Source organism: Herbiconiux gentiana (assembly GCF_024978135.1).
GTDB classification, from domain to species: Bacteria; Actinomycetota; Actinomycetes; order Actinomycetales; family Microbacteriaceae; genus Herbiconiux; species Herbiconiux gentiana.
This window is the reverse complement of sequence record NZ_JANTEZ010000002.1, coordinates 648,155-673,127: the sequence shown is the minus strand read 5'-3', so window position 1 is coordinate 673,127 and position 24,973 is coordinate 648,155. Positions and strand designations below refer to the sequence as shown.

The window sequence follows — 24,973 nt, the reverse complement described above, 5'->3', positions numbered from 1 at the left end:
GCACCACCATGGTCAGCTACGGCGTCTTCCTCCCCGTCGGCAACAACGGCTGGATCCTCTCCACCACCTCGCCGCAGTACGAGCCGACCTTCGCCCTGCAGCGCCGCATCGTCGAGAAGGCCGAGCACCACGGCCTCGACTTCGCCCTCGCGATGCTGAAGTACCGCGGCTACGGCGGCGAGACCCGGCACTGGAACCACACGATCGACCCGATGACCCTGATGGCGTCGCTCGCCCCGATCACGAGCACCATCAAGCTCTACGCCACCGTCTCCCCGCTCAGCTACAACCCGATCGTGGTGGCGAAGATGGCGCAGCTGATCGACGAGGTCTCGGGCGGCCGCTTCGGCATCAACCTGGTGGCGGGCTGGAACCGCAGCGAGTACGCGCAGATGGGCGCGTGGCGCGGTGACGACTACTACGGCTACCGCTACGACTACCTCAGCGAGTTCACCCAGATCCTGCTCACCGCGTGGGAGACCGGCCGCGTCACCTTCCACGGCGAGTACTTCGACATCGAGGACTGCGAGGTGCTGCCGACCCCCGTCGGGCACATCGACCTCATCTCGGCCGGCTCCTCGCCGCGCGGCCGCCGCTTCGTGGCCGAGTACGCCGACTACCACTTCGGCTCGGGCCAGAGCGCCGAGGAGGTGGCCGCCTCGAACGCCCACCTCGCCGCCGAGAGCGAGAGCCTCGGCCGCACACCCGGCTCGTTCGCGACGACCCTCCTCGTGATGGGCGACACGGATGCCGATGCGGCCCGCAAGGTCGAGCTCTACCAGCGCGGGGTCGACCGGGGCGCGGTGGAGGGGATGGTGCGCGAGTACTCCAACGACACCAGCACCGACGGCTCGAGCGCGGCCGTGGCCGCGAGCCACCGCGCCGACGTCTCGCCGTTCTACGGCGGTCGCGCCCTCGTCGGATCGCCGCAGACCGTGGCCGACCACCTCAACGCCATCGCGGCGGTGCCCGGAACGGCCGGCACGATGCTCACCTTCGACGACTTCGAGGAGGGCCTCGAGCGCTTCGGCACCGAGGTCATGCCCCTGCTCGACCACCTGCCGACGAAAGGCTGACCGCCCGTGCCCTACCAGATGAGCCTCGCCCTCGACCTCTCCTTCTCGCACCACCAGGGCCGGTGGCGGCTGCCCGGGTCGTGGGAGGGCCGCACCTTCCCCGACCTGCGGATGTACACCGAGCTGCTGCTCGCCGCCGAGCGCGGCTGCCTCGACATGGTGTTCTTCGGCGACGGCTCCGGCATCCCGTCCACCTACGGCGACTCGATCGACGCGGCCGTGGAGTGGGGCATCGGCTACCCGCGGCAGGACATGAGCCCGTTCATCGCGGCCCTCGCGCAGCAGACGCAGCACATCGGCTTCGGGCTGACCTACTCGTCGACCTTCATGCATCCGTTCTACGTCGCCCGGCTGCTGAACTCGCTCGACCTCGTCACCCAGGGCCGGATGGCCTTCAACGTGGTGGCCTCCAGCCGGGGAGCGGATGCGGCCAACTACGGCTTCGACGCGCTGATGGACCACGACGCCCGCTACCGCCGGATGGAGGAGTTCGTCACCGTCTGCCAGGAGCTCTGGCGCAGCGTCGACCAGGACGCCTTCGTCTGGGACCGGGAGACGGGGATGGTCGCCGAGCCCGGCCGGATCCGGCCGATCGACCACGCGGGCGAGTTCTTCCAGGTGAAGGGCCCACTGAACTCGGTACCGAGTCCGCAGCAGGCGCCGGTGCTGATCCAGGCGGGCGGGTCGCCGCGCGGCATCCGGGCCTCGTCGACGTTCGCCGACGTGGTGTTCGGCGGAGCCTTCGACAACGGCGACCGCGCGAAACACCGTGCGGCGCTCGACGAGGCCCTCCTCGAGCAGGGTCGCGACCCGTCGCGGGTCGGCATCCTCTGGGACCTGCAGCTGATCGTCGGGGAGACGACCGACGACGCCCTCCGCCGCAAGCAGCAGCTCGCCGACCTCCTCCCGCCCGAGGCCGCCGCCGCGCAGTTCGCGAACAACACCGGCTACGACTTCGCCAAGCTCCCGTCCCGCTTCACGCTCACCGAGCTGACGGCCGAGGTGGTCGCGAAGCAGGCGAGCCCGATGGGCTTCCGCGATCTCGTGAACGAGCACGGCGCCGACGCGGAGCTGAGCCGCGAGGAGTTCTTCGAGTCGCTGTGGAAGGTGGCCACCGGCTACGAGCACACCGTGGCCGGGAGCGCGGCCGAGGTGGCCGACTACCTCGAGGAGTCGTACGAGGCCACCGGCAGTCGCGGCGGCTTCATGGTCGCGCATCCGCAGGTCACACCCCGCGACCTGATCGACGTGGTGGGGCTGCTCGTGCCCGAGCTGCAGCGGCGCGGGCGGTTCCGCACCCGGTACGACGGCACGACCCTCCGTGACACCCTCGGGGTGCCCGCCTTCGCGTGAGAGTCTGAGACCGTGAGTCCCGAGAACCCGATCGAGCCCGCCGGGCGCACACCGGCCGGCCTCGGCCGCGCCTCCGGGCCGCCGCGCCGGCGCAGCTTCACCGAGGACAAGATCCTCGACCTCGGCCAGCACCGCCGGCAGGACGAGGCGCGGCGGCTGCGCGACCTCGTCTCGGCGTTCGTGCTCTCGGGCGCCACCGACGGGGAGCGGCTGCCGAGCGACGAGGAGATCGCGCGCGAGTTCTCCTGCACCAGGAACACCGCCCGCATCGCGATGCAGATGCTCGTGCAGGAGAACACCATCGGCCGCACCGCCGGGCAGGGGACGTACGCGCATCCGCGGCCGCTGACCTGGCGCACCGACCGGCTGCTCGATCAGCTGAAGATCGTCCCGGCGCCCGTCGACCACGACTACGTGCTGATCGGCTGGCGCGAGACCACCGCGGTGCCGACCCCGATGGCGGCGCTGTTCGACGACACGGTCGACCGGATGGCCGTGTTCGAGCGGGTCATCCTCTACCAGGGGCGCCCCGGTTCGCTGCGCACCTACTACCTGCCGCTGCGGCCGGGCGACGAGTTCGGGCGGGCCGACGCGAACGACGACGTCTTCGAGATCATCGAGAGCCGATTCGGGCACGAGCGCCTGACGGCCGACCGGCAGATCAGCGCGATCTCGGCCGACCTCTCGGCGGCGGAGCTGCTGTCGACCGAGGTGGGCACACCCCTGCTGTTCATTGAGACGACCGTGCGGGAGCCGGGCGGCACCGTGGTGATGATCTACCACGGGCGCCAGCGCTCCGATCAGGTGCGGATCGCGCTGGAGCCGTCGCGGACGGATCTTTAGGGGCCGGGGCTTCGGCGCGGTCGCGCTGCGGCGCTGGCGGCGGGCGCGGTCGGCCTACGGCGCGGCCGGGCGGCGCGCCACCGCCGGGGCCAGCAGCACCAGCGCCACGACGAGCACGGCCGCGATCACCGCCACCGCCGCCTCCGCGCCCGCCGCGTCGGCGAGCGCGAACACCGCGAGCGGGCCCACCGCCGAGCCGATGTCACCGGCCGTTCGGGTGAACCCGACCACGGCTCCCGCCGCCGCGGGCTCGAACCGCTCGCTCGTGAGCACGTTCGGCACCACCCCGGCGATGCTGGTGGAGACGTAGTACACGACGATCGCGGCACCGAAGGCGAGCGGCTCGGTGGCGATCGGGAACAGCAGCAGGGCGCCGGCGCCGACGAGCGCCGAGGGCAGCAGCACAGCCAGGCGCGCGCCGCGGTCCACGACGTGCCCGACCAGCGGCAGGGCGGCGATGCTGACCACGGTGCCCACGGCCATGGCGACACCGAGGGTGAGGGGAGTGAGCCCGCCCGAATCGTAGGCGAGCACCGGGATCAGGCCCTGCTCGCCGGCGAACCGGGCCAGGTAGGTGGCGAACGAAATGGCGATCAGGCCCACCACGAGCCCACCGGTGCCGGCGGGGCGAGGGCGAGGTGTGCCCGAGGGTGCGGATCGGGCATCCGTCGCCGCCCCCGCCTTGGTCGCCCCCGCCTCGGCCGACGGACTGAACGCCGCCCAGTACCCGGCCGCCGGCCGCACCAGGTCGACGAGCAGACAGGCGACGAGGGGCACGACCGCCACGGCGAACGCGCCGGCCACCCCGAGCACCGTGACCGCGACGCCGCCCACGAGGGCGCCGACGGCGGACCCGCTCATCATCACCACGGTGGCCGTCGACATGGTGCGGCCACGGCGGTCGGCCGGGGCGCCCGCCACGAGCACCGAGAAGCCGATCGTCACGGCGGCGCCGCCGAGCACCCCCGCCACCAGCCGGGCGGCGAGGAGCAGCGGCTCGCTCGGCAGCAGCCCCGTCACCGCCGTGACCACCGCCAGCAGAACCGACACGATCTGCAGGAAGCGCCGGGGCGGGACGCGCCGCAGAGCGAGACCGGCGGGGACGTTCGCGATCACGCGCCCGATCGCGAACGCCGCGAGCAGGAGGCCGATGCTGCCGGTGCCGATGCCGAAGCGCTCGACCAGCAGGGGCAGGGCCGGCACGATGACGCCCCAGGTCATCTGCGCCGACGCGATGAACGCGCAGACGAGGATCGCCTGCGCGTTCATGCCCAGCGGGCGCCCCGCGAGGGGGCCGGGAGTGCGCTCGGTCAGTCGGTCATCCCGATCGTCGTGTCGATGAACTCGTTCGTCACGAGGTCGCCGGGGGTGAGGCCGTCGGCCGGGGTCACGCCCTGCTCGGTGTAGACGGGGATCACCTTGTTCATCAGGTCCTGCACGCGCGCCTCGTCGAAGTCGCCGAGGGTATCGTTGTCGCCGTTGCCCGAGATGCCGTCCTCGATCATGGTCTTCACCGCGTAGTCGGCGACGCCCTGGGAGTACACCCAGCCGGTGTCGTACTGCTCGGCCAGGTCGAGGATGAGCGAGTTCGCCTCAGCGGGGTCGGCGAAGTAGTCGACCTCCGCCTGCTGCAGCACCGGCACGATGGCCTTCAGGCAGTCGGCCTGATCGGCGACGTCGGCCGAGCGAACGACCACCGGGTCCTGGTAGGGGCGGAAGCCGAGGTCGTCGATGAGCTGGTAGGCGACGGGCTTCATCCAGTTCTCCACCTCGTTCTCGTAGATGTACGGCTCTGCCGAAGCGTAGCCCTGCTGCGCGTCCTTGCCGTCGGCGGCCACGAAGTTGGCCGGGGTGCCGTCGTAGGAGGCGTCGGTCTGCCCGGCCGGGATGACACCGGCCGAGGTCAGGTACTGCATGTACGCGGTGTCGGCGAAGTAGCGGATGATCGCTCCCGACTCCACCAGCTCGGGCACGGTCTTCACGTCGGGGTAGGTCTCCGGGTCCCACATGATCATCAGGGGGCTGATGTCGTGCGAGGCGAACACGGCCGTGGTGGGCATCTCGGCCGACTGCGCGATCGACTCGTCGGTGGAGACGTAGCCGAGCAGGATGTCGGGATCGGTGTACATCAGGCTCGACACGGGCTGGAAACCGGTCGCCGGGCCGCCGGCGCGGATCTGAACGTCGACGCCGGTGTACTCGCCGCCGGAGTAGAGCGGGCCCGAGACCGACTTGGCGGTCGCATCGATCACCGGGTCGGGCCCGAGCAGCTCGTAGAGGTGACCGTGCTCGGCCTCGGGGTTCCACCCGGTCTGGATGACGACGGTGGCGGGGCAGACGCCCGAGAGGTCGACGTCGCCGACGGCGGCGGCCGGGGCGGTGGAGCCGCCGGACTCCTCGGCCGAACTGCCGGAGCTGCAGGCGCTGAGCGCCAGCGCTCCGACGGCCATGAGACCGAGGGCTGAGGCGAGGCGGGGAACGGATCGGGGCATGGCGTCTCCATCTGTCGAAGGGCGCTCCGGCGGGGCGGATGCGCGGGAATGGTGCAGGTGGTGCGAGCGGAGTCAGTCTGTCCTGCCGTCGTTGCACCGGTGTTTCGGCACCGCGAAGGATCGGTTGCGCCACTTCCTCCGCGCCAGAACGCGCGGCGGGAGAGCGGCTGCGCCACCGGCGGCGTCGGCCTGACGAGCGGATGCGCATCCGCTCTCTGACGGATTGTGACTGGCGAAATACGCCCGAAACGTCGGGTGCCGATACTGGAAGGGCAACGTAAGCCGTTGCGGGCCCACCGAGCCACAAGACCTCGGTGGAGTGTTGGGAGAGGTGGACGCCTCGCGCTTCGGCTCGCTGCGCCGCCCTCTCATTTCCTGTCAATCGGTATGAAGTGAGAAGCAATGGCACTGAAGGTCACGATCGTCGTCGGCAACCCCAAGCCGAAGTCGCGCACGCTCAGGGTCGCCGAGACCCTGGTCGAGAAGCTGCTCGCTCCCGGATCGTACGAGCTCGAGATCATCGACCTCGCCGATCACACGGCGGAGATCTTCGCGTGGCCCTCCGACGTGATGGCCGCCCTGAACGAGCGGGTCGCCTCGAGCGACCTGGCCGTGTTCGCGTCGCCCACCTACAAGGCGACGTACACGGGGCTCCTCAAGGCGTTCCTCGACCGCTATCCCGCGAACGGGCTCGCGGGGGTGACGGCGATCCCGGTGCACACCGGGGGCGACCTCACCCACGCCATGGGCCCGACCGTGAACCTCGCACCGCTGCTCGTCGAGCTCGGCGCGGTCGTTCCCGGGCGGGGGCTCTACTTCGTGGCCGGCCAGATGGACCATCTCGACGAGATCGTCACCCAGGCCGCAGCGGAGTACGCCCGGAACCTCGCGCGGCTGGCCCGCGTGGCGGACGCCACCGCTTCTCCCTCCGCACCGGTTGCGTGACCGCAAGGAGACGGACATGACAATCGCACCGGACATCGCCCACGGGACACCCATCGATCCGCGGGTGTTCCGCGACACGCTCGGGCACTACGCCTCGGGCATCACCATCATCGGCGGCATCGAGGACGGCGCCCCCGTCGGCTTCACCTGCCAGTCGTTCTACTCGGTCTCGACCGAGCCGCCGCTGGTGTCGTTCAGCGTGATGACGACCTCGACGACCTACCCGCGCATCCGCTCGACCGGACGGTTCTCGGTGAACGTGCTCTCGCACCACCAGCACACCGTGTCGAACCAGTTCGCGCGCTCGGGCACCGACAAGTGGGCGGGCATCGACTGGTCGCCCACCGCGGCGGGCAACCCCGTGATCGCCGACACCCTGATGTGGCTCGACTGCGACATCTGGGCCGAGCACGAGGCCGGTGACCACCTCATCGTGATCGGGCGGGTGAACGAGATGAGCCCGGCGTCGTGGCACAAGCACGACCCGCTGCTGTACTTCAAGGGGAAGTATCGGCACTTGCGGGAGGTGGAGGGCTAGGGGGTCAGCCAGATCGCGTCGAGCGCGTCGGTCGGGATCTCGGTTCCGGCCGACGCCGTCGCGTCGCTCTCGCTCTCGAGCTGGTGCAGGGTGACCGTCGGCCCCGTCGTCACCCGCACCGCCGTGCCCGGCCCGATGCCCTCGGCCGCCAGCGTGCGCAGCAGCTCGGGGTCGCGGTCGCTGATGCGCACCACGCGCCCCTCGTGCCCCGCCGGCGCCTGGGCGAGCAGGAGCGCGTCGAAGCTCGGCACGGTGCCGGCCGCCGTGGGGATGGGGTCGCCGTGCGGATCCTGCGCCGGATGCCCGAGCCGCTCGTCGATCGCGTCGAGCAGCCGCTCGCTGATCGCGTGCTCGAGCACCTCGGCCTCGTCGTGCACCTCGTCCCAGCCGAAGCCCATCTCGCGCACCAGCCAGGTCTCGATCAGACGGTGCCGCCGCACCACACCCATCGCGCGCAACCGGCCCTCGGCCGTGAGGGTGAGCGGTCCGTAGGGCACGTGGGTGAGCATCCCGCCCGCCGCCAGCTTCTTCACCATCTCGGTCACCGACGACGGCGCCACCCCGAGCCGCCCCGCCAGCACCGAGGGGCTGATGGGCACGGGCTGCCACTCGGTGTGGGCGTAGATGGCCTTGAGGTAGTTCTCGGTGGCCGTGTCCTGGCTCATGATCCGACCAGCCTAGCGAGCGGATGCGCGCCGCTACGCTCGGGGGATGAGCGATGACGTGGACCCTCGGCTCGAGCAGCTGCTCCAGTCCGCCGCGACCGACCGGGCCGCCGCGCCGGCATTCGTGGAGGCGCTGCTGCGGAGCACGGTGATCGTGCCGGGACGGGCATCCGGAGATCGCACCGTGCAGCTCGCCGATCTGCTCGGGGCCGACGGGCGTTCGGTGCAGCCGTTCTACACCTCGGAGGGTCGGTTGCGCGAGACGCTCGAGGCCGTGCCGGGGTTCGAGCGGTCATTCCTGGCGATGCCGTGCCGGGCGCTGTGGGAGATGACCCGCGGGGCGACGCTCGTGCTGAATCCGCACTCGCCGTACGGCAAGGAGTTCCTGCCGGGCGAGATCGGGCAGCTGCTCGACGGGGAGGCGGCGCTGACGCCGCGGGTGGCCGCCGCGGGCGAGCGGGTGATGGTGGGGGAGCCGGCGCAGGTGCCGCCCGGCATGACGGCGGCGCTCGCCGAGCTGTTCGCCGGGCATCCGGACGTCTCGGAGGCGGTGCTCGGGTGGACGGTCACGCCGCCTAACGACGCGAGCTACCTGCTCGTCATCGTGGGGCCGGAGTCGCTGCGGTCGTCGCTGGGTGCTCCGCTCGCGCGTGCGCTCGCGACGTTCTCGGCGGCGGCGCCGGTCGACGTGCTGTACTCGCCGCCTGGGGCGCGGCACCTGCTGCACGGTGTGACGCCGTTCTACCGCCGGGCGCGGCGGGGGCGGGGGCTGTTCGGGCGCCGCTGACTACACGGCACCGTCGAGGCGCACTGACGACGTGGCACCGGGGTACCGCCGGGGCGGTCCCGCGGGACGATCCGCCCGCCGCCTCGGCGCGGGAGTCTGGAGTCACGCCCACGGAAGGACTTTTCATGACCGCCCTGCTCACCGCCCCTGCCTCTCGATCCACTCATGCGGATGCGGCGGCCACCACCTTCGCCGTCGCACCCGCACTCGCCCCCGCCACGCCGGCGCGCACGCGGGTGCTCGCCACCACCGCCGTCGCCCTGGCCGGCGTCTCCCTCGCCACCCTCGCGCTGGCCCTCGGCATCCTCACTCCCTGAGCTACTTATCCACAGATCGGCCCGGGGCGTCCTCGCGCCCTGGGCCACTTATCCACAGATCGGCCCGCGCCACGCCACGCACCCCGCGGTGTTGCCACGATCTCCGGATGCCCGCCCCGATCCTCCACGCCTGGATCGACGAGAGCATGCGAACCGTCGGCGTCCCCCGCCCCTCGTACCTCCTCGGCGGCCTCCTCGCCGACCCCGGCCGGTGCGACCCCTACCGCGCCGCCCTCGCACGCCTCCGCACCTCGGGCGTCAAGCTCCACTGGCGCGAACTCGACGCCCGCCACCGCCGCCGCGCCCTCGACGCGGTCGCCCACTTCGACGCAGAGATCCTCATCGTCATCGCCTCGCCGATGGACCACCGCAAGCAGGAGCGCGCCCGGTCCGTCTGCCTCGAGCGCCTCGCATGGGAGCTCCAGCGACGCGGAGTCTCACTGGCGCACCTCGAAGCCCGCACCACCAGCCTGATGCTGAAGGACGATCGCACCGTCGACCGCCTTCGACGCCGTGGGCTGATCACTCCATCGCTCCGGTTCGAACACCGGCAGCCCCACTCCGAGCCCATGCTCTGGGCTGCCGACCTCGTTCTCGGACTCATCGCTGCGACCCTCGCCGGAGAGGAGCAGGCCGGCGACGCGATGCGGCGGTTGGCTGATGTCGCGTCGGTCGTGCACGTGGATCTCTAGACCGCTGACAGCGCGAAAGCCGGGTCCCGTCGAAGGGCGGGAGTCCCGGCTTTTACTTCTCGACCTCTCAGCGGGAGCGAGCACCACCAGGATAAGACACCCGCGCCGAGAAGACAAGAGGAATGCTCAGGCCGCCGTGTACCGCCCCGGCCGGTGGTTCAGCGCCAGCACGAGGTTCAGCAGCACCGCCCCACCCGCCGACAGCAGCACCGTCAACGGCGGCACGACGGCCAGCGCGCACACGATCACCGTCACGTCGAGCGCCATCTGCACGTACCCCGCCCGCCAGCCGAACCGGTCCTGCGCGATCAGCGCGAGGATGTTGAACCCGCCGAGACTCGACCGGTGCCGGAACAGCACGAGCAGCCCGATCCCGGCCAGCAGGTTGCCGGCGAGCACCGCGAACACCGGATCGAGGTGCTCGAAGACGATCGCGATCGGGTTCAGCAGCGAGAACGTCGACACCAGCGCCACGCTCGCGACGGAGCGGAGGGTGAAGTCGATCCCCTTCATCCACAGCGCGAGCCCGAAGAACGGCACGTTCAGCAGGCAGAACACGACCCCGAACGGCAGCGGGATGACGTAGCTGAGCAGCAGCGCGAGCCCCGCCGTGCCGCCGGTGACCGCCCCGCTCGTCTTCAGCAGGAAGATGCCGAGCGACGCCGTGAACGTCCCGGTCAGCACGCCGAGCACGTCCTCGACCGGCGAGTGCGCGAGCGGTCCGCGCCGGGGCGGGGCGACGGTGGTCGGGTGGCCTTCGCTTGCGGCGTCCTCCAGAGCGGCGGATGCCCGCCCGGCACGACCGAGCGAGGTCACGCGAACACCCCCGAAGCCGACCCGGCTGACCCGGCAGCGACAGACCCCGCAGAGGCGAGTGACCCCGCCGACCCGGTCGACCCGGCCGCGACAGACCCCGCAGACTCTGCGGCAGCCGACCCGGCCAGGCCGAGCGACGCCGGCGGCGCCACCTGCGCCAGCACCGCCACGACCCGATCCGTCGCCGCCGCGTCCGCGACCGAGATCCGCACCCCGTCACCCGGATACCCCCGCACGAGGATGTGATGAGCCGCCAGCAGCTCCACCAGCGCCTCCCGCTCGGCATCGGGCATCCGGAGCCAGACGAAGTTCGCGCTGCTGTCGGGCACGACCCACCCCTGCCCGCGCAGCGCCGCGGTCAGCCGCGCGCGCTCGGCCACGACTTCGGCGACCCGCACCCGCATCTCCGCCGCCGCTGCGGGCTCGAGCGAGGCGAGGGCGGCGCGCTGGGCCAGGGCGCTGACGGCGAAGGGCAGGCCGGTGCGGCGCAGGCCGTCGGCGACCGCCGCCTGGGCGATCGCGTAGCCGACGCGCAGCCCCGCGAGCCCGTACGCCTTCGAGAAGGTGCGCAGGATGCAGACGTTCGGGTGCCGGCGGAACAGCGCGACCGAATCGACCGCGTCGGAGGACGAGTACTCGATGTACGCCTCGTCGATCACCACGAGCACGTCGCTCGGCACCCGGGCGAGGAACGTGTCGAGCTCGGCGGCGTCGAGCGGCACCCCGGTGGGGTTGTTGGGCGTGCAGAGCAGCACGACCCGCGTGCGCGCCGTCACCGCGGCGGCCATCGCCTCGAGGTCGTGCGCCTCGTCGGCGCGCAACGGCACGGCGACGGGCACCGCGCCGGCGAGCCGCGCCAGGATCGGATACGCCTCGAACGACCGCCACGCGAACACCACCTCGTCGCCCGGGTCGCATAGCGACGCGATGATCTGCTGCAGCACCCCGGTGCTCCCCGCCCCCACGACCGTCTCGTCGACACCCACGCCGAACAGCTCGGCCAGGCGCTCGCGCAGGGCCAGCGCCGCCGTGTCGGGGTAGCGGTTCACGGTCGCGCTCGAATGCGCCAGCACCTCGAGCACCGCGGGCAGCGGCGGGTGGTGGCTCTCGTTCGAGGCGAGGGCGGCGGTGAGCTCGTGCTCGGCGCGACGTCCGGCGATGTAGGCGGGCAGCGCGAGCACGGCGGCGCGGGGGCGCGGGGCGTGGGCGGGGGTGGCGGGCATCCACCCAGTCTGCGAACGGATGCGCAGCGGCGCAATCGGCGACCGCGCCGTTGAGCATCCTGCCCGATTCAAGGCGCTGAAGTGACACAATGACCAGTGTGAACCAGCTCGACGACCTCGACGCCCGCATCCTGCTCGCCCTCGACGAGAACCCGGATGCGACGGTGCTGCACCTCGCCCAGACGCTCGGCGTCGCGCGCAACACGGTGCACGCGCGGCTCCGCCGCATGACGGAGGGCGGTGCACTCGGGTCGTTCAGCAAGCGGGTGGCGCCCGCGGCGCTCGGGTATCCGCTGGTGGCCTTCGTCTGGATCGCGATCAGCCAGGCGTCGGACAGCGCGGCGATGGCGAGCTTGGGGGAGATCCCCGAGATCGTGGAGATGCACGCCACCACGGGTGACGCCGACCTGCTGGCGAAGGTGGTCGCGCGCGACCCGCAGCACCTGCACAGCCTGACCAGCCGGATGCTGCGCATCGAGGGCGTGGAGCGCACGAGCACGGCGCTGTCGCTCGTGGAGGCGATGCCGCACCGGGTGCGGGGGCTGCTCGAGGGTGTCGCGGGGAGGTAGCCGCGGAGCGCGGGCATCACGCGCGGGTGCGGGTGCGGGTGCGGGGCTGCGGGTGGCGCGAGGTTAGCCGCGGGGCGCGGGGTGCGGGCTGACAGTGCGCGCGGGCGGCGGAGGCTAGGCGCGGGGGTGCGGGCGGCGGGTGGCTGCCGCCGCCGCGAGCGCGCCTGCGGCGAGCACCGCGAGGGCCGCGAGCAGCAGCGGCAGCGGGTCGGTGCCGGTCGCCGCGAGGGCGGGATGCGCGGGGTCGGCGCCCGGCCCGGTGCCCGGAGCCGCCGGGACCGCACCCGGAGCGGGCGACGCCGGCGCCGACGAACCCGGCGAGGGAGTGGGCGCGGGCGGGGGAGTCGGCGACGGCGACGGCTGGGTCGGCTCGATCGCCGCCGCGACGGCCGCCCCCACCTCCGTCGCGAGGAACCCCACCCCCGCCGTGTTCGGATGCAGCACCCCGAGCTTCACCGACAGCCCCTCGACGCCCGACGCCGTCCCCTCCCCGGCCGTCAGCGTCACCCCGTTGATGTACGGATCGCTCGTCGAGCACGCCGAGTGGCTCTCGGTCGCGGCGAGAGTCGAGACGTAGCTCGCTCCCGCCCCCTCCGCCGCCGTGCGGATGGCCGCGTCCAGCCGCGCCTCGGTCTCGTGCAGGTAGCCGGTGTCGACGTCGGTGAACGGGAACGCGTTCTCAGGGAACGCGCCCTGACCCGTGATCAGCGGCGTGAAGCATCCGCCCACCGGCACGTTCTCGACGTCGGGCGCGATCGACGGATACCCCACCACGATCACCTTCGCGTTCGGTGCCTTCGCGGCGATCAGCGCGAACGTCTGCGCCAGCGCCGGCGCGACCGTGTCGTCGAGCTTCGCCTTCAGGGTGTCGAACTCGAACTCGCCCGAGCCCTGCACGTAGAGCGCCCGGCAGTTCGGCAGGTCGACCGCGAACAGCGGCCCCTGCGCCGACTGCGCGAGGCACGAGGTGGCGACGGTCGAGAAGCCGAGGTCGTTGCCGCCGATGGTCACGGTGACGACGTCGGTGTCGGCGGTCAGGGCGTCCGACTGCACGGGCGCGACGCCGGCGCCGGTGATCGTGGTCTGCGGCGTGTCCCGGATGTTCGCCGTCACCGCCCCGCTGCAGGTGCGGTCGGTGAGCGCGAGGCCCAGCGCGTCGGCCACGAGGTGCGGGTAGTTCGCGACAGCCTGGTAGCACCCGGCCGCCGGTTCGTCGCTGAACGGCACGAGCCCGAAGCCCGCCGAGTACGAGTCGCCGAGGGCCACGTACTGCACGGGGTCGGATGCTCCGCCCACGTCGGTCGCCGAAGCCATCTGGGCACCGAGCGCGAGCGACACCACGACGAGGGGCAGAGCGGCGGCGGCCGCGACGATGCGGCGGAGGCGGGGTTCGGGCACGCGCTCACGGTAGCCGCCCTCGTTCGCGAGGGGAAGGGTCTCGTCGGTCGCGGGCGGTGGGGCGGGCATCCGGTGCGCTAGTCGGACAGCAGCCCCGACTGCATCACCCGCTCGACGTCGATCGCGATGACCACGCGCTGCGGGTTCTCGCGGGGCTGGCGGTAGCGCGCGGCGTAGCGCTCGACGGCGTCGGCCACGTCGGCGGGGTCGTCGAGGATGCGGGCGGTGCCGGCGAGGGTGATCCACCGGGCGCCGTCGACCTGGCAGACGCTGGCGCGCCCGTCGCGCCGCACGTTCAGCACCTTCTGCGAGGGCCCGTTCGTGATGACGCGCACGGTGCCGATTCTCGCCGCCGCTTCGGCTCCCGATGCGGGCGCCACCGCGGCCGTCGGCTCGAACGTGAAGCCCACCGGCACCACGTGCGGGAACCCGTCGGGCAGCAGCGTCGTCAGCGTCGCGAGGTGGCGAACGGTCACGAACTCGAGGGCGGCGGCGTTCAGCGGAGCGGTCACACCCGCCAGCCTAGTTCGGGCCGTGCCGTGCCGGCCGATGGCGTCAGACGTGCCTGACGGCCTCAGGCCAGCGTGACGGCCGTGCCGTAGGCCACGACCTCCTGCGCGTTCTGCCCGACCTCGCTCGCGTCGAAGCGCATGGCGATGACGGCGTCGGCGCCGAGGGCGGTCGCGGCCTCGATCAGGCGCTGCTTCGCCTCCTCGCGGCTCTGCATGAGCTGCTTCGTCAGACCGGCGAGCTCGCCGCCGACCAGCGCCTTCAGCCCGGCGCCGAATTGCACGCCCGCGTTGCGCGACCGCACGGTCAGCCCGGTCACCTCGCCCAGCACGCCGGTGATCTGGCGTCCGGGCACATCGTTCATCGTCGAGATCAGCATGGCGCCATCATGGCAGCCACCCTCCTCGCGCCGCACGCACGCGGGCGCCGTTGCGTCTCGCCCGTCCCGATTGCGCGTCGATCCGGCACCCTTCGCCTCAGACTCAGCCACATCGCGTGTCGCCCCTGAGGCGCGAGGCTGTTCGCGGGAGGCCGCCGGAGAGCATCCGGTCGGTGATGCCGCTCTCGTCGAGCGGAGGAGAGCGCGTCGCTCGCGCGATCAGGCCGACCACCCTCCGCAAGCGGGCGGGGTCGTCGTCGAAGCACCGGGAGAGGGTGACGTCCGGATGCTCGGCGACGATTCCGAAGGGCTCGAGTTGCGCGGCCGGGAAGTCGGCGAGGTTGTTCGTCACGATGATCTGGGCGTCTGCGTGGATGGCGGCGGCGAGAACGTGCCGGTCGTCCGGATCGGGGAGGTGCACCTGCTCGATGATGTGCTCGAAGCCGCGCACACTCGCGTCCGGGACGGCGATGTTCATCAGTTGCCGGGTCCGGTCGAGCCGCGAGACGGCGAGGTCGGGGCGGTTGGCCGCAAGGCTCCGGAAGGTCTCGTCGAGGATCTGCTCGGACCACCGGGCACGAAGACCGCCCTCGATGCTGACCCTGATCAGCAGGTCGCGCAGCAGCGAGGGGTACAGCACGTTGGCGTCGAGGAGAGCGCACACCGTCACCGATCGGTGCCCGACTCCTGCCCCAGCTGAACGAGTTCGTCGGCAGCGGCGTGCGATCTCGCCGTCTCGGACGCCTTGAAGTCGAGCAGGGACGCGACATCGACGCGCCGATGCGAGCCCACCCGACGGTGCGCGATGACGCCGCGCTCGAGCAGTTTGACCAGATGGGGGCGGGACACGTTCAGGAGCTCGGCCGCCTGGGTCGTCGTCACCTCGCCGTCGGCGTCGAGCACGCGCATCCGTCGACCCGCGGCCAGACCCTCGAGCGCCTCGATCACCAGCGCTTCGAGCGCGGTCGGGATCTCGACCGGCTCGGCGTCACCGCCGACGACCAGCCTGATGGTGGGGCGGGAGCGAGCATCGCTCGCTGAGCCCCCGAGTCGTTCGAGCGCACGCCGGGCGATGCCGTCGGCCGACGGGGGCTGTTGCGCGGGTTGGGGAAGCGACATAATGTCATCATCTCACACAAGTGAAATAAACGAAACGCCTGCTGCGTGTTTGTAGGGTCAGGATCGGGGCGGCCGGGCGAGGACCGTGGGGGATCCGAGGGGGAGGCGGGCGACGATGCCCGCGGGGAGGCCGGCGGGGGAGAGGGCGTGAGTGGTGAGCTCGTCGGAGTCCTGGTGGGCGATGTGGAGGCGGTCGGCGTCGACGAGGTGGTGGCGGGGAGTGCGTCCGCCACTGGGGACGTGCGCGATCGGGCGCAGGGACGGGCCGTCGAGCTCGAGCGTGGCGAGGAGGTCGCTGCCGCGCACGCCGACGTAGACGTGCCGGGCGTCGGGCGAGAGGGCGATCTCGGCGGCGCTGTCGCCGGGGGCGGGGCCGTCGGCGAGCACGGGCACCATCGCGGCCAGCCGGTACGGGGCGGCGACAGGATGCTCGCCCGGCGCGACCCCGTCGGGGGCGGCCGCGGTCCCGTCCGGGGCGGGCTCGGACGGTGCCTCGTCCGGAGCGGGAGCGGCCGCGGTCGCGTCCGGAGCTGGGGCGGTTACGACGGCGGCGGGCACTGGCTCCAGCACCGCGACCTCCGCCGAGTACTCGGTCACCACGAGCAGGCGGTCGTCGGGGGTGCGCACGAGGTGCCGCGGGCCGGATCCGAGCGGGAGCACCACCTCTCCGAGCGACGTGAGCGCCGCGCCGCCCGCAGCGGGCCCCGGCGTCCACGCCCAGAAGCGCACGAGGTCGTAGCCGAGGTCGGTGGTGGCGAGCATCCGGGAGCCGTCGGGGAGGGGGTCGAGCGCGAGGGTCATGTGCGCCTGGCTGCGGGGTGGGGCGTCGGTGTGTTCGTCAATGGGTGGGCGCGAGGCGGCGTGGGGGTCGGTCGCGGGCGGCGCGAGCAGCGGGGCGCCGAGGCGGCCTGACGCGTCGAGCGGATAGACGAGCACCCGCCCGTCCCCCCAGCAGGTCGCCGCCACGAACGAGCCCGAGGGGTCGACCGCGACGTGGCAGACCGCCGGCCCGGCCGGTTGCGAGCCGAGGTGCGTGAGCCGCGAGCGGCCCGAGAGCGCGTAGGCCGACACGGTCGAGCTGCTCTCGTCGGCGGTGTAGAGCACCGCGAGCGACGGATGCGCGACCACGAAGCTCGGCGACGCCGCAGAGGCGGCACCGGCCGCCGCGAGCCCGCCCGAGTCGTCACGGATGAGGGGCGTCAGGCCGGCGCCGCGTCCACCGAACTCGGCGGTGTAGGAACCGGCCCAGAGTGCGGGGGCGGCGGAGGGAGTCTCGCTCATGATCCTCATTCTGTCGCGCGGCAGACCCTGGGCGCCGGGGGCTTGACGTGCTAATTTTTCGGCATGCCTAAAAATGCGCCAACGCCGTCGAGGGTGAGGCCGGCGAAGCGGGGGGACGCGGGAGGCAGCGGCCGAGCATCCGCCCCCCGCCCGCGCTGGTGGCACCCCCTGGCGATGCTCGGGCCGGCGTTCGTCGCCTCGATCGCCTACGTCGACCCCGGCAACGTCGCCGCCAACCTCACCTCGGGCGCCCGGTACGGCTACCTGCTCGTGTGGGTGCTGGTGCTGGCGAACCTGATGGCGATGCTGATCCAGTACCAGTCCGCGAAGCTCGGCATCGTCACCGGGCGCACGCTGCCCGAGCACGTGGGGGCGCGCATCCGCCGCTGGCCCCGGCGCGCCTACTGGCTGCAGGCCGAGCTGGTGGCGGCCGCGACCGACATCGCCGAGGTGATCGGCGGGGCGATCGCACTGAACCTGCTGTTCGGGTTGCCGCTCGTGCTGGGCGGGCTGATCGTGGGAGTGGTGTCGATGGTGCTGCTGCTCGTGCAGTCATCGAGGCGGCAGCGCACCTTCGAGTTCGTGATCATCGGGATGCTCGCGGTCATCGCGGTCGGGTTCCTCGCCGGCACCGTGGTGTCCCCGATCAGCTGGCCCGATGCCGCGGCCGGCCTGGTGCCGCGCTTCGAGGGCACCGGAACCGTGCTGCTCGCCGCCAGCATGCTCGGCGCCACGGTGATGCCGCACGCCATCTACCTGCACTCGGCCCTGGCCCGCGACCGGCACCACGCCGAGTGGGCGCGCGTGGCCGAGCGCACCGACTTCACGGCTCAGGATGCGCGTCCCGCCGCCGAGGCCCCGGCCTCCGCCGCGACGCCCACCGAGGTGCCCGCCGCCCCGGGCCCGGCCGCCCCGGCCCCCTCGCCCGACCCCGCCCGCCCGCACGGCGCCGACGCCCCCCGCCTCCGCACCCTCCTCCGCGCCACCCGCGCCGACGTGCTGATCGCCCTGCTCCTCGCCGGCGTCGTCAACATCGCGATGCTCCTCCTGGCCGCCGCGAGCCTCCGCGGGGTCGCCGGCACCGACACGATCCCCGGGGCGTACGACGCCATCCGCGCCGCACTCGGCCCCGTGATCGCCACGATCTTCGCGATCGGCCTGCTCGCCTCGGGCCTCGCGTCGACGAGCGTCGGCGCCTACGCGGGTTCGGTGATCATGAAGGGCCTGCTGACGATCCGGGTGCCGATCCTGCTGCGCCGCGCGGTGACGCTGATCCCGGCGCTCGCCGTGCTGGCCGCGGGCGTCGACCCGACCTGGGCCCTGGTGCTCAGCCAGGTGCTGCTGTCGGTGGGCATCCCGTTCGCGTTGATCCCGCTCATCCGCCTCACGGGCGACCGACGGGTGATGGGCGATTTCGCCGACCGGATGCCCGTGCGCCTGCTCGCGTGGACCGTCGCCGCCCTCATCGTCGCCCTGAACGTGGTGCTCATCGTGCTGACGCTGACGTCGGCGAGCTGACCTGCAGCCGGCCTCACCCCCGCCCCGCCTCCAGCCGCAGCTGCTGGAACCGCAGCACCCGGTGCGACCCCACGACCGACGCGTACTCCCCCGTCACCTCCCGCACGAACGACCCGTGCGCCTCGGCCGGAAGCCGCTCCGTCCACGCCGTGAACCCCACCGTGCACCACGCCTCGAACGCCTCGGCCGACCCGAAGTCCCACGCGAGATCGCTCACCTCGGCACCCGACACCGCGAGCCCCGCGCCCGCCGCCAGCGCCCGCCACTCCTCGGCCGTGCGGTGCACGTGCGGCGCCTCGACGCCCGAGAAGTACCGACCCCACGCCGGCCCGGTCGCCACCTGCTGGGCGACGTCCTCCAGCGACGGCCGCGCCCCCTCCGACACGAACTGCGCCACGAGCCGCCCGCCCGGCCGCAGCGCGTCGCGCAGCTGCGCGAGCGCCGCCGCCGAGTCGGGCACCCAGTGCAGCGCGTTCAGCGACACGGCCAGGTCGAAGGGCGAGGTGGCGACGAACGTCGTGACGTCTCCGGCCTCGAACGAGACCCCCGGATTCCCGGCCCCCGCCTTCTCGACCATCAGCGGCGAGGGGTCGAACCCCAGCACATCGCCGACCCACGGCAGCGCCGCGATCATCCGCGTGACGACCCCGTCGCCGCAGCCCGCGTCGACGACCCGCGCCGCCCGCCCCCCGCTGCCCGCGACGGGGGTGAGCGCGTCGGCGAAGCGCCGGCCGAGCTCGTGCTGCAGGGTGGCGACCTCGGCGTAGCGCTCGCCGTCCCATCCGGCCATGGCACCTCCTGGGTCGGGGTCGTGACTACCGACACCCTCGCACGCACCTCCGACACGGGCAACAGCGGGCGGCGACGGATGCGCGCGGGGGCCCGTCGCGGGCGGCGACGGATGCGCGCGGGGGCCCGTCGCGGACGGTGCCGCCGCGCATCCGCCCGGTCACCGCTCGTTCATCTGCCCGACGTACGCTCGCCCCATGCCCCTGATCGACAACGCGGTCTACGTCGCCGGCCGCCGCGCCCGCACGCCGAAGAGCCTCGACGACACCTACGCGCTGATGCGCCAGGACGGCGGGATGGCCTGGATCGGCCTCTACCGCCCCGACGAGGCGGAGGTGCACTCGCTCGAGACCGAGTTCGACCTGCACCACCTCGCGGTCGAGGACGCCCTCACCGGCCACCAGCGCGCGAAGCTCGAGCGCTACGGCGACACCCTGTTCGTGGTGCTGCGGCCGGCCCGCTACGTGGACTCCAGCGAGGAGGTCGAGTTCGGCGAGGTGCACGTGTTCATCGGGCCGGGGTTCGTGGTGACCGTGCGGCACGCCGAGTCGCCGAACCTCGCCGCGGTGCGGCAGCGCCTCGAGAGCAGCCCCGAGCTGCTGGCGCTCGGGCCGGAGGCGGTGCTGTACGCGATCCTCGACGAGGTCGTCGACGAGTACGCGCCGGTGGTGCGCGGGCTGCAGAACGACATCGACGAGATCGAGAAGCAGCTGTTCGGTGGCGACACCGACGTGTCGCGGCGCATCTACGACCTGCTGGGTGAGGTGATGGACTTCCAGCGGGCCGTGCATCCGCTGATCACCATGCTCGAGGCGCTGCTGCGCGGGGCCGACAAGTACGCGGTCGACCTCGAGGTGCAGCGGGGGCTGCGCGACGTGCTCGACCACGTGCTGGCGGTGGCGGGCCACGCGGACGCGTTCCGGGCGACGCTGCAGAACGCCCTCACCGTTCACTCGACGCTCACCACGCAGCGGCAGAACGACGAGATGCGCCGCATCTCCGAGGCGAGCCTCGCGCTCGCCGACGACACCCGGAAGCTGTCGGAGACGAGCATCCAGCAGGGCGACGAGGTGAAGAAGATCTCGGCCTGGGCGGCCATCCTGTTCGCGCCGAGCCTGATCGGCACCGTCTACGGGATGAACTTCGACCACATGCCGGAGCTGCACTGGGAGTTCGGGTATCCGCTGGCCCTGCTCGCGATGGTGGGCATGGGCGTGGGGCTGTACCTGGTGTTCAAGCGCAATCGGTGGTTGTAGCGGCGGGTAGCCTGGGCGGGTGACGGATGCGCGGGGGGACGAGCCGGGACGAGCATCCGGCCCCGCACCCACGCCCGCCCCGGGCGAGCCCGGCCCCACGCCCGCTCCGGGCGAGCCCGGCCCCACGCCCGCCCCGGGCGAGCCCGGCCCCGGCCCGAGCGGCGAGCCCGGCCCCGGCCCGAGCCACGAGCTGAGCGCCGGCGGCGTCGGCCCCTGGATCGGCGAGCGCCCCACCGAGCCCTGGTACGACCCCGAGCTGCTGGAGCGCGGCGACACGCGCAACGTGATCGACCGCTACCGCTACTGGAGCATGGCGGCCATCGTCGCCGACCTCGACCGCACGCGGCACCCCTTCCACGTGGCCATCGAGAACTGGCAGCACGACCTGAACATCGGCTCGATCGTGCGCAGCGCCAACGCCTTCGCGGCCGAGACGGTGCACATCGTCGGCCGTCGGCGCTGGAACAAGCGCGGCGCGATGGTGACCGACCGCTACCAGCACGTGCAGAACCACCCCGACGTGGCGGCGCTCGTGGAGTACTGCCGGGCCGAGTCGCTGCCGATCATCGCGATCGACAACGTGCCGGGCAGTGTGATCATCGAGACGTTCGATTTCCCGGCGCGGTGCCTGCTGCTGTTCGGGCAGGAGGGCCCGGGTCTCTCGCCCGAGGCGCTCGCGGCGGCGGACGCGGTGGTCGAGATCTCGCAGTTCGGCTCGACCCGCTCGATCAACGCCTCAGCGGCTGCGGCGGTCGCGATGCACGCCTGGATCCTGCAGCACCACCCGTTCGGCGGCTGATCCCCGCCGGCCCGCGCCCGGCTCCAAGCGGTGGCCGCCCGCCGCGCCCGCGCCACGGCACCGTCGCGATGAGCACCCCCGCGATCACGATCGCGCCGCCCACGAGGTCGCCCACGTTCGGCACCTCCCCGAGGATTAGCCACGCGCTCGTGAACCCCGCCACCGGCACCAGCATCGAGAACGGAGCCACGCGGCTCGACGGGTTGCGCTTCATCAGCGTCACCCAGATGCCCGAACCCACCACCGTGCCGAGCAGCACCGTGTACGCCAGTCCGATGAGAGCGGGAAGCGCCGAGGGCGTGAACGCGGTGGCGAGCGAACCGCCGATACGCGCCGGCCCCTCGACCAGCAGCGACAGGATCAGCAGCGGGACGGGCGGCACCACCGACATCCACATCGTGAGACCGAGCGGGCTGACCGGCTTGGCCTGCCGGCTGCAGATGTTGCCGAACGCCCAGCCGAGCGCCCCGAACAGAGTCAGCACCACCGGCAGCAGCGCCGAGACGCCCGCCCGTTCGGCTGCGATCACGCCGAGCCCGGCGACCGCGATCAGGATGCCCACCCCCTGCACCACGGTCAGCCGCTCCCTCAGCCATAAAGCGGCGAGCACCACGGTGAACGGCGCCGAGGCCTGCAGCACGAGCGACGCGAGCCCCGGCGGCATCCCGGCCGACATGCCCGCGTAGAGGAACGCGAACTGCAGGATGCCGAAACCCAGCCCGTAGCCGAGCAGCCACCGCACCCTCACCCCGGGCCACTTCACGAACAGCACCGTCGGGATCGCCAGCACCAGGAATCGCAGCGCCACCAGGAAGAACGGCGGGAAGTGCTCGAGCGAGAAGTGGATCGCCACGAAGTTGACCCCCCACAGCACGGCGACGAGGGCGGCGAGGAGGCGGTCGCGGAGGGGCATGGGGTCAGCCTCGCGGGGTGGGCTCCGACGCACAAGCGACCATCGCTTCACCCACGATGTGGGTGCGGTTCACAATGCGACGGATGCGCGGGCCGTCGCCGTACCCTGGGTGCCGTGTGCGCATCCGCTCGTCACCCCGCCGCCCCGCTGCACGGCCCCGCCGCGAGCCAGGCCTCGATACCGGCGCTGCACGGCCCCGCCGCGAGCCCGGCCTCGGCCGCGGCGCTGCACCGCGTCGCCGTGCTGGTGCTGGAGGGCGCGAAGCCGCTGGACGTCGGCATCCCGGCGCAGGTGTTCACGACCCGGGCGAGCATGCCCTACGAGGTGCGGGTGTGCGGGGCGGCGCCGGGGCTCGTGACCGGGGGCGACGGGCTGTCGTGGCACGTCGCGCACGGGCTCGAGGCGCTGGAGTGGGCGGAGATCGTGTTCATCCCGGGCTACCGGCACCCCGATCGGGAGGATCCGCCGGCGGTCGTGGTCGAGGCGCTGCGGGCCGCCCACACCCGCGGGGCCCGGCTCGCCGCGATCTCGACGGGGGCGTTCGCGCTCGCCGCGACCGGGCTGCTCGACGGGCGGCGGGCGACCACGCACTGGCACTACACGCGGGCGCTGGCGGCGCGGTATCCGGCGATCGAGGTCGACGAGAACGTGCTCTTCGTCGACGAGGGCCGCGTGCTCACCTCGGCGGGGGCCGCCTCGGGGCTCGACCTCTGCCTGCACGTGCTGCGCGGCGACCTCGGGGTGGCCGCGTCGAACCACGCGGCCCGGCGGTTGGTGGCGGCGCCGTACCGCAGCGGCGGTCAGGCGCAGTACGTGCCGCGGAGCGTCCCCGAGCCGCTCGGCGAGCGCTTCGCCGCGACCCGGGAGTGGGCGCTGCGGCACCTCGGCGAGCCGCTCGGGCTGACCGAGCTCGCCCGGCACGCGGCGGTCTCGCCCCGCACCTTCTCGCGGCGCTTCGCCGACGACACGGGGTACACACCGATGCAGTGGGTGCTGCGGGCGCGCATCGACGTGGCACGCGAGCTGCTCGAGCGGTCGTCGCTCGGCGTCGAGCAGATCGCCGCCGACGTCGGGCTCGGCACGGGGGCGAATCTCCGGATGCACTTCCAGCGCATCCTGGGCACGACGCCGAGCGAGTACCGGCGCACGTTCTCGCAGGGGGAGTGAGCGGGCCCGGCGGGGTTGGCCGGATCCTTGCGGACCGTGTCCGCGCTGCTGCTGTCGGGCATCCGGATGCTCGGCGAGCCTGGTTCGCGGGACGTCGCCCGACGCCCCGGAGAGGAACCACCATGACCCGCATCGCCGTCAACGGCTTCGGACGCATCGGCCGGAACGCCCTGCGCGCCCTGCTCGAACGGGACTCGACCCTCGAGGTCGTCGCCGTGAACGACCTCACCGAGCCGGCCACGCTGGCCCGGCTGCTCGCCTTCGACACCACCGCCGGGCGGCTCGGCCGGCCTGTCTCGGTCGACGGGACGACCCTCGTCGTCGACGGCCGGCGCATCGAGGTTCTGGCCGAGCGCGACCCGGCACAGCTGCCCTGGGCCGAGCTCGGGATCGACCTCGTGCTCGAGTCGACCGGGCGCTTCACCTCGGCGTCGGCCGCCGGGGCGCACCTCGCGGCCGGGGCGCGGAAGGTGCTCGTGAGCGCGCCGTCGGACGGGGCGGACGTGACGCTCGCGCTGGGCGTGAACACCGACGCCTACGACCCGGCCCGGCACCGGATCGTCTCGAACGCCTCGTGCACCACGAACGCGCTGGCACCGCTGGCCGCCGTGCTCGACGACGTCGCCGGCATCGAGCACGCGTTCATGACGACCGTGCACGCCTACACGCAGGAGCAGAACCTGCAGGACGCCCCGCACCGCGACCCCCGCCGGGCCCGCGCCGCGGCGGTGAACATCGTGCCGACGACGACCGGGGCGGCGAAGGCCATCGGGCTGGTGCTGCCGCAGCTCGACGGGAAGCTGTCGGGGGACTCGATCCGGGTGCCGGTGCCGGTGGGGTCGATCGTCGAGCTGAACGCGGCCGTGGCGCGGGACGTGACGCGCGCGCAGGTGCTGGACGCTTACCAGGCGGCGGCGTCAGGGGCGCTGGCGGGCATCCTGGAGTACAGCGAGGACGAGCTGGTGTCGTCGGACATCACGGGGAACCCGGCGTCGTCGATCTTCGACTCGGGGCTGACGCGGGTCGACGGGCGGCACGTGAAGGTGGTGGCGTGGTACGACAACGAGTGGGGGTTCTCGAACCGGGTGGTGGAGACGTTGGAGTTGATGGCGCGGGGGTGAGGCGCGGGGCGCGGGCTCCGCGTCAGCGGCCGTGCTCGGCCGGCCGCGCTGGGCCGCGCCGTGCTCCGCGTCAGCGGCCGTGCTCGGCGAGGATCGTGTCGAGGTCGATGCGCTTCAGCAGGCCCGCCCAGTCGAAGGAGCGGGCGGCGTCGATCGCGTCGTCCTCGGCGACGACCTTGCCGTTGCGGTGCACGGTGACGCCGGCCGGCGCCTCGGCGTTCACGATGCGCAGGATCTCGTCGTTCACCGCCTCGGTGTCGAAGTCGGCGCCGTAGCGGGCGTAGACGTCGGCGTTCACGGTGTAGTTCAGCACGGTGATGTCGGTGTGGGTCACGCGACAAGTCTCGTGCAGGCGGATGCTCGGCGCCACCTCTGGCCGCCCAGCGCGTTCGGGGCGCAGCCCCCTT

At 72.7% G+C, this 24,973-nt stretch carries 28 protein-coding genes; 14 read left to right on the top strand and 14 right to left on the bottom strand.

The window, feature by feature from the left end:
• Positions 1-8: 8 nt before the first annotated feature.
• Genes NVV95_RS06870 through NVV95_RS06860 form a run of 3 tightly spaced genes read left to right on the top strand, consistent with a single transcriptional unit; the run spans position 9 to position 3,272 of the window.
• Positions 9-1,076 carry an LLM class flavin-dependent oxidoreductase gene (locus NVV95_RS06870; protein WP_259485794.1) on the top strand — a complete coding sequence of 356 codons (1,068 nt, stop codon included), beginning with the start codon at positions 9-11 and terminating at the stop codon, positions 1,074-1,076.
• 6 nt (positions 1,077-1,082) lie between these two features.
• Positions 1,083-2,429, top strand: coding sequence for an NtaA/DmoA family FMN-dependent monooxygenase (locus tag NVV95_RS06865; protein WP_259485793.1), 1,347 nt, complete (start codon positions 1,083-1,085; stop codon positions 2,427-2,429).
• A gap of 12 nt (positions 2,430-2,441) precedes the next feature.
• Positions 2,442-3,272 (top strand): GntR family transcriptional regulator, encoded by an 831-nt coding sequence (locus NVV95_RS06860; protein WP_259485792.1) that lies wholly within the window; start codon positions 2,442-2,444, stop codon positions 3,270-3,272.
• Between the two features lie 54 nt (positions 3,273-3,326).
• Here the strand turns inward: NVV95_RS06860 and NVV95_RS06855 are convergent, their stop codons facing one another.
• Positions 3,327-4,541, bottom strand: a complete 1,215-nt coding sequence (locus NVV95_RS06855) for an MFS transporter (RefSeq protein ID WP_259485791.1) — start codon at positions 4,539-4,541, stop codon at positions 3,327-3,329.
• 41 nt (positions 4,542-4,582) lie between these two features.
• On the bottom strand, positions 4,583-5,764 hold the full coding sequence (locus tag NVV95_RS06850; protein ID WP_259485790.1) for a substrate-binding domain-containing protein: 1,182 nt from the start codon (positions 5,762-5,764) through the stop codon (positions 4,583-4,585).
• A 402-nt stretch (positions 5,765-6,166) separates the two neighbouring features.
• Here NVV95_RS06850 and NVV95_RS06845 point away from each other — a divergent pair, with 402 nt between their 5' ends.
• Both NVV95_RS06845 and NVV95_RS06840 read left to right on the top strand, forming a co-directional pair.
• Positions 6,167-6,709, top strand: a complete 543-nt coding sequence (locus NVV95_RS06845; protein ID WP_259485789.1) for an NADPH-dependent FMN reductase — start codon at positions 6,167-6,169, stop codon at positions 6,707-6,709.
• A 16-nt stretch (positions 6,710-6,725) separates the two neighbouring features.
• Positions 6,726-7,247, top strand: a complete 522-nt coding sequence (locus tag NVV95_RS06840; protein WP_259485788.1) for a flavin reductase family protein — start codon at positions 6,726-6,728, stop codon at positions 7,245-7,247.
• Here NVV95_RS06840 and NVV95_RS06835 read toward each other — a convergent pair.
• Positions 7,244-7,912 carry a metal-dependent transcriptional regulator gene (locus NVV95_RS06835; protein ID WP_259485787.1) on the bottom strand — a complete coding sequence of 223 codons (669 nt, stop codon included), beginning with the start codon at positions 7,910-7,912 and terminating at the stop codon, positions 7,244-7,246. The two genes, NVV95_RS06840 and NVV95_RS06835, sit on opposite strands and share 4 nt — an antisense overlap.
• Positions 7,913-7,958: 46 nt before the next feature.
• Between NVV95_RS06835 and NVV95_RS06830 the strand changes: the two genes are divergently transcribed.
• The 3 genes from NVV95_RS06830 to NVV95_RS06820 all read left to right on the top strand — a co-directional run bounded on the left by NVV95_RS06830 (position 7,959) and on the right by NVV95_RS06820 (position 9,708).
• Entirely contained in the window at positions 7,959-8,699 is a 741-nt protein-coding gene (locus NVV95_RS06830; protein WP_259485786.1) for an enhanced serine sensitivity protein SseB C-terminal domain-containing protein, read from the top strand.
• A 125-nt stretch (positions 8,700-8,824) separates the two neighbouring features.
• Positions 8,825-9,016, top strand: a complete 192-nt coding sequence (locus NVV95_RS06825; RefSeq protein ID WP_259485785.1) for a hypothetical protein — start codon at positions 8,825-8,827, stop codon at positions 9,014-9,016.
• 107 nt (positions 9,017-9,123) lie between these two features.
• Positions 9,124-9,708, top strand: coding sequence for a DUF3800 domain-containing protein (locus tag NVV95_RS06820; RefSeq protein WP_259485784.1), 585 nt, complete (start codon positions 9,124-9,126; stop codon positions 9,706-9,708).
• A 126-nt stretch (positions 9,709-9,834) separates the two neighbouring features.
• Here the strand turns inward: NVV95_RS06820 and NVV95_RS06815 are convergent, their stop codons facing one another.
• A complete protein-coding gene (locus NVV95_RS06815) occupies positions 9,835-10,485 on the bottom strand; it encodes a YitT family protein (protein WP_259485853.1) in 651 nt (216 codons plus the stop codon).
• Positions 10,486-10,520: 35 nt separating this feature from the next.
• Positions 10,521-11,747, bottom strand: coding sequence for a histidinol-phosphate transaminase (gene hisC / locus NVV95_RS06810; protein WP_259485783.1), 1,227 nt, complete (start codon positions 11,745-11,747; stop codon positions 10,521-10,523).
• Between the two features lie 89 nt (positions 11,748-11,836).
• On the opposite strand from hisC, the gene NVV95_RS06805 reads away from it, so the two are divergent.
• Positions 11,837-12,316 carry an Lrp/AsnC family transcriptional regulator gene (locus NVV95_RS06805; RefSeq protein WP_259485782.1) on the top strand — a complete coding sequence of 160 codons (480 nt, stop codon included), beginning with the start codon at positions 11,837-11,839 and terminating at the stop codon, positions 12,314-12,316.
• Between the two features lie 114 nt (positions 12,317-12,430).
• Here NVV95_RS06805 and NVV95_RS06800 read toward each other — a convergent pair whose 3' ends face one another.
• The 6 genes from NVV95_RS06800 to NVV95_RS06775 all read right to left on the bottom strand — a co-directional run bounded on the left by NVV95_RS06800 (position 12,431) and on the right by NVV95_RS06775 (position 17,003).
• A complete protein-coding gene (locus NVV95_RS06800) occupies positions 12,431-13,783 on the bottom strand; it encodes an SGNH/GDSL hydrolase family protein (protein ID WP_259485781.1) in 1,353 nt (450 codons plus the stop codon).
• Positions 13,784-13,791: 8 nt separating this feature from the next.
• Positions 13,792-14,226 carry a pyridoxamine 5'-phosphate oxidase family protein gene (locus tag NVV95_RS06795; RefSeq protein WP_259485780.1) on the bottom strand — a complete coding sequence of 145 codons (435 nt, stop codon included), beginning with the start codon at positions 14,224-14,226 and terminating at the stop codon, positions 13,792-13,794.
• A gap of 62 nt (positions 14,227-14,288) precedes the next feature.
• A complete protein-coding gene (locus tag NVV95_RS06790) occupies positions 14,289-14,603 on the bottom strand; it encodes a YbjQ family protein (protein WP_173182257.1) in 315 nt (104 codons plus the stop codon).
• Positions 14,604-14,706: 103 nt separating this feature from the next.
• Positions 14,707-15,267 (bottom strand): PIN domain-containing protein, encoded by a 561-nt coding sequence (locus NVV95_RS06785; protein ID WP_259485779.1) that lies wholly within the window; start codon positions 15,265-15,267, stop codon positions 14,707-14,709.
• Between the two features lie 2 nt (positions 15,268-15,269).
• A complete protein-coding gene (locus NVV95_RS06780; RefSeq protein WP_259485778.1) occupies positions 15,270-15,722 on the bottom strand; it encodes a helix-turn-helix domain-containing protein in 453 nt (150 codons plus the stop codon).
• A gap of 57 nt (positions 15,723-15,779) precedes the next feature.
• Entirely contained in the window at positions 15,780-17,003 is a 1,224-nt protein-coding gene (locus NVV95_RS06775; RefSeq protein ID WP_259485777.1) for a lactonase family protein, read from the bottom strand.
• Between the two features lie 174 nt (positions 17,004-17,177).
• Here NVV95_RS06775 and NVV95_RS06770 point away from each other — a divergent pair, with 174 nt between their 5' ends.
• Positions 17,178-18,521: an Nramp family divalent metal transporter gene (locus NVV95_RS06770; RefSeq protein ID WP_259485776.1), complete on the top strand. Its 1,344-nt coding sequence runs from the start codon at positions 17,178-17,180 to the stop codon at positions 18,519-18,521.
• 13 nt (positions 18,522-18,534) lie between these two features.
• Here the strand turns inward: NVV95_RS06770 and NVV95_RS06765 are convergent, their stop codons facing one another.
• Positions 18,535-19,311 (bottom strand): class I SAM-dependent methyltransferase, encoded by a 777-nt coding sequence (locus tag NVV95_RS06765; RefSeq protein WP_259485775.1) that lies wholly within the window; start codon positions 19,309-19,311, stop codon positions 18,535-18,537.
• Positions 19,312-19,507: 196 nt separating this feature from the next.
• Between NVV95_RS06765 and NVV95_RS06760 the strand changes: the two genes are divergently transcribed.
• Positions 19,508-20,566, top strand: a complete 1,059-nt coding sequence (locus tag NVV95_RS06760; protein ID WP_259485774.1) for a magnesium and cobalt transport protein CorA — start codon at positions 19,508-19,510, stop codon at positions 20,564-20,566.
• 190 nt (positions 20,567-20,756) lie between these two features.
• Complete coding sequence (locus tag NVV95_RS06755) at positions 20,757-21,365, top strand: TrmH family RNA methyltransferase (RefSeq protein WP_259485852.1); 609 nt, start codon at positions 20,757-20,759, stop codon at positions 21,363-21,365.
• On the opposite strand, the gene NVV95_RS06750 is transcribed toward NVV95_RS06755, so the two are convergent.
• Positions 21,295-22,278, bottom strand: coding sequence for an EamA family transporter (locus NVV95_RS06750; protein WP_259485773.1), 984 nt, complete (start codon positions 22,276-22,278; stop codon positions 21,295-21,297). The two genes, NVV95_RS06755 and NVV95_RS06750, sit on opposite strands and share 71 nt — an antisense overlap.
• Before the next feature lie 225 nt (positions 22,279-22,503).
• Between NVV95_RS06750 and NVV95_RS06745 the strand changes: the two genes are divergently transcribed.
• Both NVV95_RS06745 and gap read left to right on the top strand, forming a co-directional pair.
• Positions 22,504-23,445 (top strand): GlxA family transcriptional regulator, encoded by a 942-nt coding sequence (locus NVV95_RS06745; RefSeq protein WP_259485851.1) that lies wholly within the window; start codon positions 22,504-22,506, stop codon positions 23,443-23,445.
• 122 nt (positions 23,446-23,567) lie between these two features.
• The gene (gap, locus tag NVV95_RS06740; protein ID WP_259485772.1) at positions 23,568-24,566 is read left to right on the top strand and encodes a type I glyceraldehyde-3-phosphate dehydrogenase; all 999 of its coding nucleotides are present in this window, start codon (positions 23,568-23,570) and stop codon (positions 24,564-24,566) included.
• A gap of 70 nt (positions 24,567-24,636) precedes the next feature.
• Here the strand turns inward: gap and NVV95_RS06735 are convergent, their stop codons facing one another.
• Positions 24,637-24,900, bottom strand: a complete 264-nt coding sequence (locus NVV95_RS06735; protein ID WP_173182273.1) for a hypothetical protein — start codon at positions 24,898-24,900, stop codon at positions 24,637-24,639.
• Positions 24,901-24,973 lie beyond the last annotated feature (73 nt).

What these genes read in the sequence shown, in the direction of transcription:
- NVV95_RS06850 (WP_259485790.1), bottom strand. Translation starts at nt 5,764, where the DNA reads ATGCCCCGATCCGTTCCCCGCCTCGCCTCAGCCCTCGGTCTCATGGCC.
- NVV95_RS06870 (WP_259485794.1), top strand. Translation starts at nt 9, where the DNA reads ATGGTCAGCTACGGCGTCTTCCTCCCCGTCGGCAACAACGGCTGGATC.
- NVV95_RS06840 (WP_259485788.1), top strand. Translation starts at nt 6,726, where the DNA reads ATGACAATCGCACCGGACATCGCCCACGGGACACCCATCGATCCGCGG.
- NVV95_RS06835 (WP_259485787.1), bottom strand. Translation starts at nt 7,912, where the DNA reads ATGAGCCAGGACACGGCCACCGAGAACTACCTCAAGGCCATCTACGCC.
- NVV95_RS06800 (WP_259485781.1), bottom strand. Translation starts at nt 13,783, where the DNA reads ATGCCCGCCCCACCGCCCGCGACCGACGAGACCCTTCCCCTCGCGAAC.
- hisC (WP_259485783.1), bottom strand. Translation starts at nt 11,747, where the DNA reads ATGCCCGCCACCCCCGCCCACGCCCCGCGCCCCCGCGCCGCCGTGCTC.
- NVV95_RS06780 (WP_259485778.1), bottom strand. Translation starts at nt 15,722, where the DNA reads ATGTCGCTTCCCCAACCCGCGCAACAGCCCCCGTCGGCCGACGGCATC.
- NVV95_RS06805 (WP_259485782.1), top strand. Translation starts at nt 11,837, where the DNA reads ATGACCAGTGTGAACCAGCTCGACGACCTCGACGCCCGCATCCTGCTC.
- NVV95_RS06760 (WP_259485774.1), top strand. Translation starts at nt 19,508, where the DNA reads ATGCCCCTGATCGACAACGCGGTCTACGTCGCCGGCCGCCGCGCCCGC.
- NVV95_RS06790 (WP_173182257.1), bottom strand. Translation starts at nt 14,603, where the DNA reads ATGCTGATCTCGACGATGAACGATGTGCCCGGACGCCAGATCACCGGC.
- NVV95_RS06775 (WP_259485777.1), bottom strand. Translation starts at nt 17,003, where the DNA reads ATGAGCGAGACTCCCTCCGCCGCCCCCGCACTCTGGGCCGGTTCCTAC.
- NVV95_RS06845 (WP_259485789.1), top strand. Translation starts at nt 6,167, where the DNA reads ATGGCACTGAAGGTCACGATCGTCGTCGGCAACCCCAAGCCGAAGTCG.
- NVV95_RS06825 (WP_259485785.1), top strand. Translation starts at nt 8,825, where the DNA reads ATGACCGCCCTGCTCACCGCCCCTGCCTCTCGATCCACTCATGCGGAT.
- NVV95_RS06750 (WP_259485773.1), bottom strand. Translation starts at nt 22,278, where the DNA reads ATGCCCCTCCGCGACCGCCTCCTCGCCGCCCTCGTCGCCGTGCTGTGG.
- NVV95_RS06820 (WP_259485784.1), top strand. Translation starts at nt 9,124, where the DNA reads ATGCCCGCCCCGATCCTCCACGCCTGGATCGACGAGAGCATGCGAACC.
- NVV95_RS06855 (WP_259485791.1), bottom strand. Translation starts at nt 4,541, where the DNA reads ATGAACGCGCAGGCGATCCTCGTCTGCGCGTTCATCGCGTCGGCGCAG.
- gap (WP_259485772.1), top strand. Translation starts at nt 23,568, where the DNA reads ATGACCCGCATCGCCGTCAACGGCTTCGGACGCATCGGCCGGAACGCC.
- NVV95_RS06765 (WP_259485775.1), bottom strand. Translation starts at nt 19,311, where the DNA reads ATGGCCGGATGGGACGGCGAGCGCTACGCCGAGGTCGCCACCCTGCAG.
- NVV95_RS06770 (WP_259485776.1), top strand. Translation starts at nt 17,178, where the DNA reads ATGCTCGGGCCGGCGTTCGTCGCCTCGATCGCCTACGTCGACCCCGGC.
- NVV95_RS06830 (WP_259485786.1), top strand. Translation starts at nt 7,959, where the DNA reads ATGAGCGATGACGTGGACCCTCGGCTCGAGCAGCTGCTCCAGTCCGCC.